This is a genomic window from Streptomyces fildesensis (assembly GCF_016107395.1).
GTDB lineage: Bacteria > Actinomycetota > Actinomycetes > Streptomycetales > Streptomycetaceae > Actinacidiphila > Actinacidiphila fildesensis.
Map to the genome: position 1 here is coordinate 1 of NZ_JAAIKO010000080.1, position 14,708 is coordinate 14,708.

At 70.8% G+C, this 14,708-nt stretch carries 14 protein-coding genes and 2 pseudogenes; 8 read left to right on the top strand and 8 right to left on the bottom strand.

Translation table 11 applies throughout. From position 1 onward, the window contains the following. Nucleotides 1-33: 33 nt before the first annotated feature. Nucleotides 34-519, bottom strand: a complete 486-nt coding sequence (locus tag C6N31_RS41080; RefSeq protein ID WP_198359527.1) for a MepB family protein — start codon at nucleotides 517-519, stop codon at nucleotides 34-36. A 63-nt stretch (nucleotides 520-582) separates the two neighbouring features. On the opposite strand from C6N31_RS41080, the pseudogene C6N31_RS44775 reads away from it, so the two are divergent. From C6N31_RS44775 to C6N31_RS41095, 4 genes and pseudogenes are all read left to right on the top strand, one after another. Further along, nucleotides 583-1,086 (top strand): annotated as a pseudogene (locus C6N31_RS44775) (MBL fold metallo-hydrolase); the annotation flags it as partial. A 127-nt stretch (nucleotides 1,087-1,213) separates the two neighbouring features. Then, nucleotides 1,214-1,483 carry a hypothetical protein gene (locus C6N31_RS41085; protein ID WP_187144733.1) on the top strand — a complete coding sequence of 90 codons (270 nt, stop codon included), beginning with the start codon at nucleotides 1,214-1,216 and terminating at the stop codon, nucleotides 1,481-1,483. 189 nt (nucleotides 1,484-1,672) lie between these two features. Continuing rightward, a complete protein-coding gene (locus C6N31_RS41090; RefSeq protein ID WP_138351385.1) occupies nucleotides 1,673-2,644 on the top strand; it encodes an aldo/keto reductase in 972 nt (323 codons plus the stop codon). A gap of 535 nt (nucleotides 2,645-3,179) precedes the next feature. Beyond that, the gene (locus C6N31_RS41095; protein WP_164292695.1) at nucleotides 3,180-3,332 is read left to right on the top strand and encodes a hypothetical protein; all 153 of its coding nucleotides are present in this window, start codon (nucleotides 3,180-3,182) and stop codon (nucleotides 3,330-3,332) included. Nucleotides 3,333-3,517: 185 nt separating this feature from the next. Here C6N31_RS41095 and C6N31_RS41100 read toward each other — a convergent pair whose 3' ends face one another. From C6N31_RS41100 to C6N31_RS41115, 4 genes are all read right to left on the bottom strand, one after another. Then, on the bottom strand, nucleotides 3,518-4,249 hold the full coding sequence (locus tag C6N31_RS41100; protein WP_187144734.1) for a lasso peptide biosynthesis B2 protein: 732 nt from the start codon (nucleotides 4,247-4,249) through the stop codon (nucleotides 3,518-3,520). A 13-nt stretch (nucleotides 4,250-4,262) separates the two neighbouring features. Beyond that, nucleotides 4,263-6,146, bottom strand: coding sequence for an albusnodin/ikarugamycin family macrolactam cyclase (locus C6N31_RS41105; RefSeq protein ID WP_138351383.1), 1,884 nt, complete (start codon nucleotides 6,144-6,146; stop codon nucleotides 4,263-4,265). Nucleotides 6,147-6,187: 41 nt separating this feature from the next. Beyond that, nucleotides 6,188-6,388 (bottom strand): lasso RiPP family leader peptide-containing protein, encoded by a 201-nt coding sequence (locus C6N31_RS46305; RefSeq protein ID WP_198359528.1) that lies wholly within the window; start codon nucleotides 6,386-6,388, stop codon nucleotides 6,188-6,190. Between the two features lie 304 nt (nucleotides 6,389-6,692). After that, on the bottom strand, nucleotides 6,693-7,883 hold the full coding sequence (locus C6N31_RS41115; protein ID WP_198359529.1) for an ROK family transcriptional regulator: 1,191 nt from the start codon (nucleotides 7,881-7,883) through the stop codon (nucleotides 6,693-6,695). Nucleotides 7,884-8,259: 376 nt separating this feature from the next. Between C6N31_RS41115 and C6N31_RS41120 the strand changes: the two genes are divergently transcribed. Continuing rightward, entirely contained in the window at nucleotides 8,260-8,736 is a 477-nt protein-coding gene (locus tag C6N31_RS41120; protein WP_138351381.1) for a hypothetical protein, read from the top strand. A 20-nt stretch (nucleotides 8,737-8,756) separates the two neighbouring features. Here C6N31_RS41120 and C6N31_RS41125 read toward each other — a convergent pair whose 3' ends face one another. Together C6N31_RS41125 and C6N31_RS41130 are read right to left on the bottom strand one after the other, a co-directional pair. Next, nucleotides 8,757-10,247: a sensor histidine kinase gene (locus tag C6N31_RS41125; RefSeq protein ID WP_244808974.1), complete on the bottom strand. Its 1,491-nt coding sequence runs from the start codon at nucleotides 10,245-10,247 to the stop codon at nucleotides 8,757-8,759. After that, nucleotides 10,244-10,990, bottom strand: coding sequence for a response regulator transcription factor (locus C6N31_RS41130; RefSeq protein ID WP_138351380.1), 747 nt, complete (start codon nucleotides 10,988-10,990; stop codon nucleotides 10,244-10,246). The genes C6N31_RS41125 and C6N31_RS41130 overlap by 4 nt, the downstream gene beginning before the upstream one ends. Nucleotides 10,991-11,114: 124 nt before the next feature. On the opposite strand from C6N31_RS41130, the gene C6N31_RS41135 reads away from it, so the two are divergent. The 3 genes from C6N31_RS41135 to C6N31_RS41145 are packed head-to-tail and all read left to right on the top strand — an operon-like array spanning nucleotide 11,115 to nucleotide 13,742. Continuing rightward, the gene (locus C6N31_RS41135) at nucleotides 11,115-12,497 is read left to right on the top strand and encodes a ferredoxin reductase family protein (protein WP_138351379.1); all 1,383 of its coding nucleotides are present in this window, start codon (nucleotides 11,115-11,117) and stop codon (nucleotides 12,495-12,497) included. A gap of 5 nt (nucleotides 12,498-12,502) precedes the next feature. Then, a complete protein-coding gene (locus tag C6N31_RS41140) occupies nucleotides 12,503-12,967 on the top strand; it encodes an FMN-binding protein (protein WP_138351597.1) in 465 nt (154 codons plus the stop codon). A gap of 34 nt (nucleotides 12,968-13,001) precedes the next feature. Continuing rightward, complete coding sequence (locus tag C6N31_RS41145) at nucleotides 13,002-13,742, top strand: FAD:protein FMN transferase (protein WP_164292899.1); 741 nt, start codon at nucleotides 13,002-13,004, stop codon at nucleotides 13,740-13,742. A 44-nt stretch (nucleotides 13,743-13,786) separates the two neighbouring features. On the opposite strand, the pseudogene C6N31_RS44780 reads toward C6N31_RS41145, so the two are convergent. Beyond that, nucleotides 13,787-14,708: pseudogene (locus C6N31_RS44780) on the bottom strand (PKD domain-containing protein); the annotation flags it as partial.

Genomic DNA, 14,708 nt, shown 5'->3' on the forward strand with positions numbered 1-14,708 from the left:
AGCAGTAGAAGTCACACAGCATCTAACGATCAACTACTGGCGCAGGACACTAGCGCGGGCCTGGCGGTTGACCGCGGTGGCCCAGGGCGGGTAGACGCGGAAAGCCCGTTTCCCGCCCACGCCGTTCCTGGAGACGACGTCCCGTTCGCCGAGCACTTCCCTCGGAAACACGAACTGCCCGAAGTGCTGATCCTCGCGGGAACTGACCACGAGGAGGTCGGCCGCGTCCGTGGAGTCGAACGGCTGGATGGGCCCCTCCGGGGACCGCTTCCACACGGTGACGAACTGCCCGATCTTCGTCGGGGTTGTCCTGGCCACCCGGAACCGCACGGAGGCGCCGTCCAGCGTGAACTCGTGCGCACCGTAGTCGGCACTCTCCGGCTCGGGTACCGGCCGGGAGCAGACGAACCCGTTGACGTCGTACACCCATGTCTTCGCCGCGAGCAGATCGCTGTGGAGCGGCCCGGCGGACGAGGTCCACGGCTCGGGACCGGTGCTCGTCCCAGGGCCGGTGCTCATCCCTGATCTCCGGTTTCGGCGTCGCCGGCGGTGGGCCCGCCGGCCTGCGGTTCCAGGGTGCGCATGAACATCTCCATCGTGAGGTCGGGTGCGTCTCCGAACCTAGCCGAGGGCACTGTCAACGGGTCGGAGCGGCCGCCGGGGTCCCGGGGAAGCGGCCGGCGCACGACGGCTCGCCGCCCCCGTCGGCTGGCCACCGCCGCCTTCGCCCGTCACACCCGGTCGATCCGCCACCCGTCCCGCACCCTGGACCCGGCGGCCGACCCCTTCCCCCTGCGGCTGACCGACGACGTCCATCTGTGCGGGCACAGCTCCTCGCACACCGCGGGAGCCGACGCGTATCTCCTGCAACGCCCGTCCGGGCAACTGATGATGGTCGACACCCCGCGCTGGAACAGCGGGCCGGCCGCGCGGTACGAGGCGCGGGGCCCCGTCACCGATGTGCTGCTGACCCACCGCGACCACGCGGCACACGGCCGGCGGTACGCCGACCGGTTCGGCGGCCGGCTGTGGATCCATGAGGGCGACCTCGACGCCTCCCCGGACGCCGATCACGTCATCCGGGGCAGGGTCGGGGTGTCGGGGGTCACCGTCCGCGTATACCCAAAATTTAGCGACTTGTCAGTGCCGCCTGGCAGGATCAGTGTGCTCGGTCCACGAGCGCTACGGGGGATGTACGGGGGATGGGGACAGCATGACGGAATTCCTATGGCCACGGGGGGCGGACGCGGAGGACACCGCCGCGTTCGAGGCCTGGCTCGACGCGCGGGGTTGGGAGATCGACCCGACCATGTTCATGGCCGGAGTCGGCGGTCCTGCGGTCCAGGTGCGCCGGATCGGCGAGACGTGGCAGGACGGGGACGACGGGCTGCTGATCCTGCCGGGCGAGTCCGTGACGTTCGACGCCTGGCGGATGAGCGTCATACGGACGACCGGTATGGGCATGCTCTGCCGCAGCTCGTAGGCCGTGTCTTCAACGTCCCGGATCGCCCGGCCGTCGCGGGGGACGCGCGGCCGGGCGGATCCGGTGTGCCGGTGGGCGGTCGGGGATGTGCGGTCGGTGGCGGTCGGGTTGAGGGCTTGACCTCAAGCGCGCTCCAAGTGACAGGGTTCGCGACGTTCCCCCACTTCCTCGCACCCCTGCGGAGCACTCATGCGTTTTCGTACTCTGGGCCGCCGTCCCGACGCCACTCCCGGCCCCGGTGTCAGCACCCTGTGCCTGGGCGCCATGCCCTTCGGAACCCATGTCGACGAGGCCACGGCCTTCGCGATCCTGGACCGTTTCGTGGAGCGCGGCGGCACCTTCGTCGACACAGCCAACTGCTACTCGTTCTGGGAGGACGGCGGGCGCGGCGGTGAGAGCGAAGAGCTGGTCGGCCGGTGGATGACCGCGCGCGGCAACCGGGACCGGATCGTGCTCGCCACCAAGGTCGGCGCCCAACCGACAGGTCCCGGCGACTGGCCGGGCAACGCCGAGGGGCTCTCGGCGAAGGCCATCCGTGGTGGCGTCGAAGGCAGTCTGCGCCGACTGGGCACCGACCGCGTCGACGTGCTCTACGGCCACATCGAGGACCGCGCGACGCCACTGGCCGAGACCGTCGGAGCATTCGGTGAACTGGTCGCCGAGGGGACCGTCGGCATCCTGGGCGTCAGCAACCAGGTCACCTGGCGCATCGAACGCGCCCGGACCCTCGCACGCGAACACGGCCTGGCCGGATACTCCTGCATCCAGCAGCAGTACACCTATCTGCGCCCCAAGCCCGGCGCGGCCTTCGGAACGAAGGAGCACGTCACCCCCGAACTGCTCGACTACGTCCGCGCCGAACCCGACCTGACGCTCCTCGCGTACACCCCGCTGCTCTCCGGCGCCTACACCGACCCCGCCAAGTCCGTGCCCGAGCAGTTCGACCACCCCGGCGCCGCCGCCCAGCTCACCGCGGTGCGCGAGGTCGCCGCGGAAACCGGGGCCACGGCCGGGCAGGTCGTCCTCGCCTGGCTGCTCGGCGGCGAGCTGCCGATCATCCCCATCATCGGCGCCAGTTCCACCGCCCAGCTCGACGAATCCCTCGACGCACCGGACCTCGACCTCACCCCGTCCCAGCGCGACCGTCTCGACCAGGCCTGAGATCACGTCACACCATGGCACCACTGCGGCAGTTGGGGTTGCCGGGACCCTTGCACCGCTTTCCTCGTCGAGATTTTGCCGAATCCATACCGGGCGGCTTTTCCCGCGAGCGAGAGCCCGACCCGGGTGCGGCCCTGGTCGGTGCAGCGGTCGAATTTTTGCCGGGCCGCCGTCCGCGTCTCCCGCCGGTCTTCAATTCTCGCCGTACGACGGGCAGTTCCATGGCCCGCGGACGCGAACCCTCGTTCTCGGGGATCCCGCCACCAGAGCTCACCGGGTGACGAACCCACGCCCCCGGCGGCGGGTGACACCGCGCCCCCGGGCTTCGAATTGAGGGCGGACACGCCTTGACGATCCATGCGTCCCTGCATTTCGAATACCGGTCATTCATAAAGGGTTCGACACAGCCGGACGACGTCTCCCTCCAGGCTTCACATCAGGCCGTATAAACGCCTGTTGCCCCATCGCGTAACCCTGCCACAGACTGAAGGAGTCAACCGGAAGGCCTGAAACACCCCTGGGAGGAGGCAGTCCAATGGAGCTCAACATCCGAGTAATCGCCCAGTGCGTATCACCCGTGCGCTGGGTCCACGTCCGGGCGGCGATCACCATCATCGTGATCGTTGTCCTGGTTCTCTTCGGGCACGGCGAGACGTCGATGTTTGACGCCCTCGCTCGCCGTCCCTGAAGTATCCGCAGTACAGCAGCATCCGCAGTCCTTTGGAGGGGCTCGGTCGCCCACCGGCGGCCGGCCCTTTCGTCATGTCCTGGGCCCGCTCGGCCGGCTGTGCCCGCCGACCGCCCGGGCGACACCTTTTCCCGCCATTGCCATCCAGCTAAAGGACGGCAGGCACAAAGAAACGTTCGTGCCGGTCAAATGGAAAGGACGCGCCGGAAAAGAGCGCTCTCAGAATCGGAGGGGTGCGTGACGGGAAGTTCATCGACCTCGGCCCAGGCATGGAACCGATAGGGATCGTCGACCGTCCCGATACACCAATCGAGCCGCCGGCCCAGCAGCGCCATCGCCACGACGGCGCTCAGGGAGAGTTCGAGGCAGGCGGCCCGTCCGGGGAATCGGCGTGCCACGGCCTCGACCGCGATCACCGCCCACAGCGCCTGCTCCTCGGTGGCGGCCGCCCGGCACCATCGCTGCCGTGCCCCGACCAACGCGACGGTCAGCCGGAACGGGAGTCGTAGCAGCAGCAGCGCGATGGCGAACGCCAGTTGGGGAAGCCCCCGATGGGACGGTCGCCGCGGTGCGGTGCGTGCGACCGGGAACTTCTCGGCCCGCTCCCCCGGACCCGGCCACTCGCCCGGACCCGGTCGCTCGCCCGGCTCCCCGGACACCACCAGCCCACGCGCGGCCAGCCCGGCGGCCAGCTCCTCCGCGTCCGACCGGACCTGGGTGCGCCGCTCCCGTGGGTAGCGGTGTGCCATGGCGTCGACGGCGGAATCGAAGTCGCCGGTGCGCTGCCACTCCTGCCAGAGCGTGTGCGCGGTGGAGTTCAGCGCGTACCACTGCCCCGAGTGCGCGTTCAGCAGAACGCTGCCGCCGTGCGGGGAGACGCTGTCATGGATGTGCGCGGGAATGTACAGGTCCGGCATGGGTGCCATCTCCTCAGGAAGGTGGGTCGGTCCGCAGGGGGCGTCGGTCCAGACCCCGTAGCCACAGTTCGGCACTCAGCAGCCGGTTCAGCGCGGGCAGCGGCGCCCGGATCCCCATCAACACCCGGTCGAGCGAGCCGATCACGGCCCCCTGGTCGATGATCCCGAGGTCCGCCAGCCGCGAGCCGGTGAGCAGCGATCTGATCTCCTTCGCGTGCAGCCGCGCGCCCTGGTAGTCCTCGGCCGTGTAGTTCCCCTTGCCGCGCCTCGTCAGCACGGGCTCCGGCACCAGACCGGCCAGCGCGGCTCCGAGCAGTGGCTTGACAGCGCGGGGGTCGGCCCGGTGGTACGACGGCAGTCCCGTGCACGCCCTGACCACGTCGTTGTCGAGGAACGGGGCGTGCGGCCACACCTCGAACTCACGCGCCGTGTCCGACAGTTGCTGTTGGACGGTGGCCGCGATACGGAGTTCGGTGAGAGCCGTCCGGTCGCCCACTCCGACGCCCGGTGTCACCGTCTCGGTCCGTGCGCGGCTTCTGGCCAGCTCGGCCAGCTCGCCCCGCATGGCCCCGGTCAGCCAGCCGGCCTCGGATCCCGGGTCCGGCCACCAGGCGATGGTGTCCAGCCACTGCGGGATTCCCTCCGCCGGCCGTTCCAGTCGGTCGGCCAGCCGTTGCAGCGCTCCGGCCGGAGAGGTTCGTGACAGGCGCAGCGCGCGGGCGGCCACCGCCGTGGGCGCTTCGCGGCGGGCTTTCGCCACATCGCGGCAGTGCCGCCCGAAGGTGCGCGGTCCGCCCTGGCGTGCGAGGTCCGCCAGATAGCCGGCGGCCGGTACGAGGAGGGCGTCGCCGCCCTCGCCACCGAGGTGGATCGCGCTGCCTCCTGCGGCGATGCCCGCGAGCCGGACCCGGAGCCGGGCGCTGTTCACCGCGGCCGCCTCGGGCTGGCCGGCCGGGCGCACCTGATCCAGCCCGTGGTAGGTGAGGGTCTGCCGGGAGCCGGGAAGAACGGTCAGCTCCAGCCGCCCGTCGAGCCGGGCGAACCGCTCGGCATGCTCGAGATCGCCGGCGGGGGCGTCCGGGTGGTGATAGACGAAGACGGGGAGCGGAGTACGCGTCCGGTGTGCGGCGAGGAAGGCGAGGGAGGTGGAGTCCAGACCGCCGCTGAAATCCGCGGTCAGCCGCTCCCCCAGATCCACGCGTGCGCCGACCGCGGCCGTCAGTGCCGCCCTCAGCGCTTCGGCGCCGTCCGCGAGCGACACGTGGCGGTCAGGGATCAGCGGATCGTAGGTCCATGTCTCCGGATGTCCCGCGGCGTCGATCCGCAGCGCCTGGCCGCCACCGAGCCGGTGTACACCGTCGAGGACGGAGCGCTCCCCGAACAGGGGGTCGGCGGTGGGGCACAGGATCTGGGCCGCCAGGGTGGCGCGGTCGGGCCGTGCGGGGATTCCCGCCGCCGCTGCCGCGATGGCGGGTCGGGAGCCGAAGGCCACCCGCCCGGGTACGGGGCAGTAGTACAGGGGGAATTGGCCGGCCAGATCGGTGAACGCGAGGAGTCCGTCGTCCCGCGCCATGATGACGAGGTAGCTGCCGGGCCACCGGATGAGGGCTTCCCACCGGTCGCTCTCCACCGCCTGGACGAGTCCCGCCGTGAGCTGTCGGTCGTCGGCGAAACACTGCCCCAACGTGACGAGGCCGGCCCCCTTGTAGGTCACCCCTCGTAACTCGCCCGATCGCCACCGGCCCCAGGACCACAGGGAGGACAGCCCCGGCCAGACCCTGCTCATCCCGTGCGCCGGGAAGTCCGCGTCCACGGATTGCGGGACGGCGGCGGGTACGGGAAATGTGCCGGCCACGTACGGCGCACACTGTGCGGGCAAACGGGTCAGCAGGGTCATCGCGCGTCCCGGGTCGGAATGTGCTGCGATTTCACCGGGCCCTACCAATAATACTGTGAGTTGGCGTCCGCATTGCCGCTGGAGGAACTCCCCAGGGTCAGTTCCCGTACATGGCCAAGATCGGCGAGGAGCGGGGCCTCGTAGACTGCGGGCCCGCTGTCCTCGGCTGACCTCGGAGAACCCGGTCCGCACTGGACACAGAGGTCATCGGAACACTCGTTCCGCGAAAGGAAAGACATCATGTCTCCACAATGGGTCGGCAGTCATCAGTTCGCCGCGTAGCCCCGGACCGTTGGACGTCGGGGAACACCGTACGGCAAGATGAAACTCTACCTGGACTGATGCATCATCAGTTGCCTGATTCCGCCAACGCTGCACGCGGCTTGTCGCACATCCAGTCGAGGAGTGCCACGTCAGGAACGGCACGGCCTTCGGTGCCGAATAGCGCGGGAAACGGTACGGATCGCGAGTCGATGACATGGGCTCAATTAATTGAACCGGCCGGCCGACGGATTTCCCGTTCCGACTTCAAATCGAACCCGCCTGTCAGCTCTTCTCGATCTCCTCGTCCGAGAGGATCGAGCTGAGCCCGAGGACCAGCGCGCCCAGCGCCTCGGCCCGCTGCTTCAGGTTGCTGAGCCGCAGCTCGAAGTCGGTCGACGGGTCCACGGCGCCCGACAGCGCGAACCGCTCCAGGGCCTCCCTGCAGGGCTTCAGGACCAGATCCTTGGCCGCGGCGAGCTGGCCGCCGAGCACGATGACGTCGGGGTTGAAGAGATTGCAGAGTTGCGCGAGCGCCCTGCCGAGCAGCCGCCCCGCGTCCTGCAGGGCACGCACGCACACGGCGTCGTTGGCATGTGCCTTGGCGATGAGCGCCGCGAGGGAGCCGGGCAGGTCCGCCGAGTTCCCCAACTGCGACTTCCTGACCTGGTCGATGAGGTACTCGGCGCCGATGATGGTCTCCAGGCAACCGCGGCCGCCGCACTGACAGATCACCCCGTGCGGATCCATGGTCAGATGGCCGAGCTCGCCGGCGATACCGCTGCGGCCCCGCAGCAGGTTGCCGCCGACGATGAGACCGGAGCCGATCCCGGTCGACGCCTTCACGTAGACGACGGTCTCCAGGTGGTCGCTCCCGCCGTAGGTCTGCTCCGCGAGAGCGCCGAGGTTGGCGTCGTTGTCCATCACCACACGGACCCCGAGCGCCCTGGCCAGCTCTATCGCCGGGTCGCCCCCCTCACCACTCCAGGGAGGCAGCACCGGGGCGGCGAACGTCCCGCTCCGGGGATCGATCATCCGGGGCACGGCGATGCCCACGGAGATGATGTCGTCCGACGTGCGGCCCGTCTCCGCCACCGCTTCCTCGATCATCCCCTTGACGAGCGGAATCACGTGCGCGAGGCCGCGGTTGGCCCCGTCGGTGCTCTGCTGCACCTTGACCCGGTCGTACTGCTCGTCGACCCGCCGGGCGATCACGGTGACGTGGTTGAAGCCCAGGTCGACCCCGACGGCGACATTGACCGCGCCCTGCAGGCAGACCCGGACTCCGCGGCCCCCCTTGCCCTGGGCGGCCGAGTTGCGCTCCATCCGGACGATGCCGTCCTTCTCCAGGTCGCGCACGGCGGTGGAGACCGTGGCCTGGGACAGGATCGTGCGACGCGCAATACCGGCCTGCGTATCCGGTTTGATCATGATGGCGAGGATGATCCGCTTGCGGTTGCTGTCGCGGTGACTCACGGCGGGACGGAGGTGCGCACGTAAGTCAAGCATGGAGTCCCCCGACGACCAGCAGTGATGATTACAACGAAGTTGAAGGCAATAATAATGTCAGGTGTATCTTCAATTCAATTGATTCACCACATCGAATCCAAGTGTTCCAAAATATCGAACATGTACACCCGGAAGTCGATCAGCCTCTTCCGATCTTGGCCGTAAACCGATCCCTCCGACGAGTGTTCCGGCGGTCCTCCAGCGGAACTTGAGGGGTGGCCCGGCGCCTCCCGAGACGGATTCCAGCACCGCGCGAGTCACCGGTGACAGACCTGGACGGCCCGCCTCGCGCGGTAATCCCGCGAGTCCCCCGGCCCCACACCCAACGATCTCCGTGCTCGACATGAATGCCCTTCAGCGGGGCGATGTACTGCTCCAGGCCGCCGTCGCCGAAGCCGCTCCCGGCGAGAGTGCCATGGCCCGCGGCAGGGTCGACCTGCTGCTCGAACTCGACGACGACACCCTGTTCACCCTGACCAAGGTCGCGGTGACCTTCCTCATGCGGATCCATCGGGCGGAGGGCCAGGAACGGACCGCGCTCCCGGACGACGGGACCGGCCCGAACGACTCCGCCCGGAGTTACACCATCGGGCTGCTCAACGCCTGGTCCGCCCGCGAGGGCAAGTCCGTCAAGTCGCTCTTCGCCACCGCGGCCGCGGATCCGCAACGCCGGGAGGAGATCCGCCGCGATCCGTTCGACTTCGCGATCGAGCGGGCACTGGAACTGGCCACCAAGCACGTCGGCCCGCACACGCTCGTACGGCAGTTGTGCAAGTCCATCGCGCGGGAAGACCGCTCGATGGCCCAGGACTGGCCCTGAGCCGACCGCGGGGCCGCGCACTACCACGGCCCCGCACCCACCTCCGGCTCCTCCTTGGCGCCGCCGGCGCCGTCACCGAGCGGCAGCCGCACCGTGAACTCGCTCCGGCCCGGCCGGCTGCGGGCGGTGACCGTGCCGTCGTGCGCCTCGACCACGGCGGCGACGATGGCCAGGCCCAGGCCCGCACCGCTGCCCGCGCCGGGGCGCCGCCGGTCGGCCCGCGCGAAACGTTCGAAGAGCGTCGCGCGCACCGCCTCCGGCACCCCCGGGCCGTTGTCCGCGACTCTCACCTCGACCGTCCCATCGCCTGACGGTACGGTCCGCAGCCGCACCGCGACCTCGGTCCCGTCCGGGGTGTGGATGCGGGCGTTGGCCAGCAGGTTCGCCACCACCTGCTGCAGCCGGTGGGCGTCGCCGGGGACGGTGACGGGCTCCTCCGGCAGATCGAGCACCCAGCGGTGACCGGGGCCGGCGGCCCGTGCGTCGTCCACCGCGTCCAGCACCAGCCGCGTCAGGTCCACCGGCCGGCGCTCCAGCGGCCGGCCGGCGTCCAGCCGGGCGAGCAGCAGCAGGTCGTCGACCATCACGCCCATCCGCGCGGACTCCGCGGCCACCCGCTCCAGCGACCGCCGTACCTCGGCCGGCACCGGGCCCGGGTGGCGCAGCGCCAGTTCCGCGTGGCCGCGCACCGACGCGACGGGGGTGCGCAGTTCATGGCTGGCGTCGGCCGCGAACCGGCGCAGCCGTTCCTCGCTCGTGTGCCGCTTGGACAGGGCGTCGCCGACATGGCCGAGCATGAGGTTGAAGGCGGTGGCCACCTGTCCCGCCTCGCTGCGCGGATCCGCGTCCGGGACCCGCAGCGGCAGGGCGACCTCGCCGCTGTCCAGCGGCAGCCGCGTCACGGCCGTGGCGGTCGCGGCGACCCTGCGCAACGGCCGCAGCGACCAGCGCACCCACAGCGCCCCGGCCACACCGGTCACCACCAGGGCGCCGCCGAAGACGGCCGCCTCGACCAGTTCGAGCCGGTGCACGGTCTCCTCGACGCCGTGCAGGGGCAGACCGGTGATGAGCACGTCCTGGTCGTCGCCGGCCAGGGCCCTGACCCGGTAGCGGTGCAGGGCCGACAGCCTGATGTCGTGGGCATGGCCGTCGACCGGAACGGCCGCCAGTTCCGCCTTGTCGGCCGCGTTGAGCTCCACCGTGGTGTCGGTGCCGGAGCGCACCACAGCGGCGTCGGTGACCACTCCCGCGAGCAGCCGGGCGCCGAAGGTGCCGGGCGACTGGCGGCGGGTGTCGGCGTGGTTGTCCGCGTCGGGTTCGCCGTGCTCCCCCGCGTGCTCCAGGCTCGCCGGGAACTGGCCGCCCGCGTCGCTGAGCTGCTGGTCGAGGCGCTCGGTGAGAAAGCCCCGCAGCGCGAGCACCGCCGCGACGCCGACGGCGGCGCAGCTGACCGCGAGCAGCACCACCAGCCCGCAGGTCAGCCGGGCGCGCAGCGAGTGCGGGCGGATCACGGGGTGCCCGGCTTGAGGACGTATCCGGCGCCCCGCACCGTGTGGATCATCGGAACGCGTCCGACGTCGATCTTCTTGCGCAGATAGCTGATGTAGAGCTCCACGATGTGGGCCTGGCCGCCGAAGTCGTACGACCAGACGTGGTCCAGGATCTGCGCCTTGCTCAGCACCCGGCGGGGGTTGCGCAGCAGATACCGCAGCAGCTCGAACTCGGTCGGCGACAGCTCGACGGTCTGCCCGTCCCGGGTCACCTCCCGCGCCTCCTCGTCCATGACCAGGTCGCCGACGCTCAGCAGCGCGCCCTCGGGCCGCCGCCGGGTCATGCCCGCGCGGCGCAGCAGCCCGCGCAGCCGGGCCAGTACCTCTTCGAGGCTGAACGGTTTGGTGACGTAGTCGTCGCCGCCCGCGGTGAGGCCGGCGATCCGGTCCTCGACGGCATCGCGCGCGGTCAGGAACAGCACACAGATCCCGGGCTGCCGGTCCCGCAGTCCGCGCAGCACGGACAGCCCGTCGAAGTCCGGCAGCATGATGTCGAGGACGACGGCGTCGGGCTGGAAGTCCCGGGCCGCGGTGAGCGCCGAGGCCCCGTCGGCGGCGGTCCGCACCTGCCAGCCCTCGTAGTGCAGGACCCCGGCGAGGACCTCGAGCAGGTCCGGCTCGTCGTCCACGACGAGGACCCGGACCGGGGTGCCGTCCGGGCGGGTCAGGGAGGGCAGCGGGGGTGCGGCGGGAGGGATGTCCATGGTCCGTCCAGCATGCCGCCCCAACCTCTGAGTTTCCCATGAGACCCGCCCCGGGCCTCCGGTTCAGAGCTGATTCAGAGGTTGCGGCGGCACAGTGGGCCGTCAGCCGACGAAAGGGGACATCGTGGCGACCACCTACGGCCACCGGGCGGCCCGGCGCCGGTCCGCGCCGCCCGGGCCACCCGCGCCGCGCGGCCGCCGCTCACCGGCCCGCTTCATCCTTTCCCTGGTCGGGGCGGGTGCGGTCACGGTGCTGGCGCTGTGGTGGCTGGACACCGCCTCGGTCGTCGGGCCGGCAGGCTGGCTGATCGGCGCGGGCCGGATCGCCGGCCTCCTCACCGGCTACGGCTGCGCCGTCCTGGTCGCCCTCATGGCCAGGGTGCCCGCCCTGGAACGCGGGGTGGGCAGCGACCGGGTGGCCCGCTGGCACGCGATGGCCGGCCGCTACACCGTCTGTCTGCTGCTGGCCCACATCGTCCTGATCATCTGGGGCTACGCGCTGCAGGCCCGCACGAGCGTGGTGCGGGAGACCACGACCGTGGTGCTGGACTATCCGGAGATGCTCAAGGGGACGGCGGGTGCGCTGATCCTCGTCGCCGTCGGCGTCTTCTCCGCGCGTGCCGTACGCCGCCGGGTCAGCTACGAGACCTGGTACTACCTGCACGTCATGACCTATCTCGCGCTCTTCCTCGCCTTCGGCCACCAACTCGCCCTCGGCGCCGATTTCGCCGGGAACGCGGCGGCCCGGAACGCCTGGTACGCGCTGTACCTCGGGGTCGCTGCGCTGGTGGTGTGGTTCCGCGTTCTCGTCCCCGTCCGGTTGAACGTGCGGCACCGGCTGCGGGTCGCGGCGGTCGTACGCGAGGCGCCCGGCGTCGTCTCCGTCCTGATCCAGGGGCGCCGGCTGGACGGACTGCGCGCCGAGCCGGGCCAGTTCCTGCGCTGGCGGTTCCTCACCGGCGGACTGTGGTGGACCTCCAGTCCGTACTCGCTGTCGGCCGCCCCCCGCCCGGACCAGCTGCGCATCACCGTCAAGGCCGCCGGTGCCCACAGCGCGGCGCTGGCCCTGCTCCGGCCCGGCACCCGGGTCTGGGCGGAGGGCCCGTACGGGGCGCTGACCTCCGCCCGCCGGACCCGTTCCAAGGTGCTGCTGCTCGCCGGCGGGGTGGGTGTCACCCCGCTGCGCGCGCTGTTCGAGACGCTCCCCGCCCGCCCCGGCGAGCTGACCCTGCTGTACCGGGCCCGCACACCAGGGGACCTGGCCCTGCGGTCGGAGCTGGAGTCGATAGCGCAGTCCCGCGGAGCCCGCCTGTACTACGCCGTCAACGCGGCCGACGGCACCCGCGCCGCGATCACCGTCACCGGCCTGCGGACGATACTGCCCGACATCGCACAGCACGACGTGTACCTGTGCGGGCCGGAAGGCATGGCGCAGGAGTCGTACGACGCACTGCGCGCGGCCGGTGTGCCCGCCGGCCGCATCCACCACGAATCCTTCGAGCTGTGAGCGCCATGCGAACCCATCCCCTGCGCCGCATCGTGCTGAGCGCGGCAGCCACCGTGACCGGCGTCGTCCTCCTGCTGTCGCTGAAACCGCACGCGCAACACCAGTCGGTGGCGCAACAGAACCCGAACCAGGGACCCTCCCCCACAGCGGCAGGGTCCGCCCCGTCGGCGTCGGCGGGTTCGACGTCCGGCGGGGTCCGGACCGTCGACGGGGACACCATCCAGACGCGGTTCGGGCCGGTACAGGTGCGGATCACCCTGACCGGGTCGAAGATCACCGCGGTCACCGTGCTCCAGGTACCCGACGAGAACGGCCGGGACCAGGAGGTCGCCGAGTTCTCCGTTCCGCAGCTCACCCAGGAGGCCCTCGACGCCCAGAGCGCGGGCATCGACACCGTCTCCGGCGCGACGTACACCAGCGAGGGGTACATCCGCTCCCTGCAGAGCGCGTTGGACAGATCCGGTGGCTGACACCCCGGATCGGCTGCGGCACGTGGAGCACGTGATGGGCACCGTGTTCTCGTTCGACGTCCGTGGTGACACGGGTCCGCGCACCCGTACCGCGCTGGCCGCCGCCACCGCCTGGCTGCACCACGTGGACGAGGAGTTCTCGCCCTACCGGACCGGCAGCCAGGTCAGCCGGCTGGCCCGCGGCGAGCTCACCCCCGACGAGTGCTCGGCGGAGGTACGGGAGGTGCTGCGGCTGTGTGCGGACGCAGAGTGGCTCAGCGGCGGCTGGTTCAGCGCCCGGTACGCGGGAGGGATCGATCCGACCGGTCTCGTCAAGGGGTGGGCCGTGGAGCGGGCGGCCGCGATGCTGCACTCCGCGGGTGCGCCCGCCGTCTGCGTCAACGGCGGCGGCGATGTGCAGCTGCACGGCGGACCCTGGCGGGTGGGGGTGGCGGACCCGCTGCGGCCCGGTGCCGTGGTGACCGTCGTCGAGGCCCGGCACACACTGGCCGTGGCCACCTCCGGCCCCGCCGAACGCGGCTGCCACATCCTCGACCCGCACACCGGCGCACCCCCGGCCGATGCCCTCGCCTCGGTCACGGTGGTCGCCCGCGGCCTGACCGACGCCGATGCCTGGGCCACCGCCGCCTGCGCAATGGGCGCGGACCGGGCCCGCGGGTGGCTGGAGGACCTGCCGGGAGCGGAGGCCTTCGCGGTCACGTCCGAGGGTGGTACGTGGCAGACCAGTGGCTTCGCGCGGACCCACTCCGGCGCGAACACGGCCCGGGAACGCTGAAGGGCCCGGCCGCTGGTCGCGGCCGGGCCCTTCCGTACCCCTTGTCAGCTGGTGTAGTAGCCGGTCAGGTCGGCCAGCAGGTGGACATTGCCCAGGAGGTTGTAAAAGTCGACCTTCCCGTTCACCACCGGAACCACGACCAGGTTCGGAATCGTCTGCTTCGCCACGAAGTTGAGATTCGAAACCCCCGGCCGCGGCTGCCCGTCCGGATAGACACTCACGAAGCCACCGGAGGTCGGCGCGACCGCCGTCACGTTCAGGACCACCGCCGTCACACCCGTGGCCGGCAGCCCCGCGCGTCCGGCGATCTGCAGGGTGATGGTGCCGCCGGGGCCGACGGGGGCGTGGATGCCTCCGGTGCCGGAGCGGGTGTCGAGCACGCGGGTGGGTCCCGCGGTGTTGAACACCGATCCTGTGGAGGTGTAGTAGCCGGTGAGGTCGGCCAGCAGGTCAACGGTGCCCAGGAGGTTGTAGAAGTCGACCTTCCCGTTCACCACCGGAACCACGACCAGGTTCGGAATCGTCTGCTTCGCCACGAAGTTGAGGTTCGAGACGCCCGGCCGGGGCTGCCCGTCCGGATAGACGCTCACGAAGCCACCGGAGGTCGGCGCGACCGCCGTCACGTTCAGGACGACCGCCGTGACTCCGGTGGCCGGCACGGCACCGACGCCCGCGACCTGCAGGGCGATGCTCGCCCCCGGACCCACCGGAGCCTTCGCCGCACCCAGCCCCGACCGCGTGTCGAGCACCCGCGTCGGACCGGCGCTGTTGAAGCGGGAGCCGGTGGTCGAGGTGGAGTAGTAGCCGGTGAGGTCGGCCAGCAGGTTGACGTTGCCGGCGAGGTTGTAGAAGTCGATCTTTCCGTTGATCACCGGAACCACGACGAGGTTCGCGATGGTCTGCTGCGGCGAGAAGTTGAGGTTCGAGACGCCCGGCCGGGGCTGCCCGTCCGGATAGACGCTCACG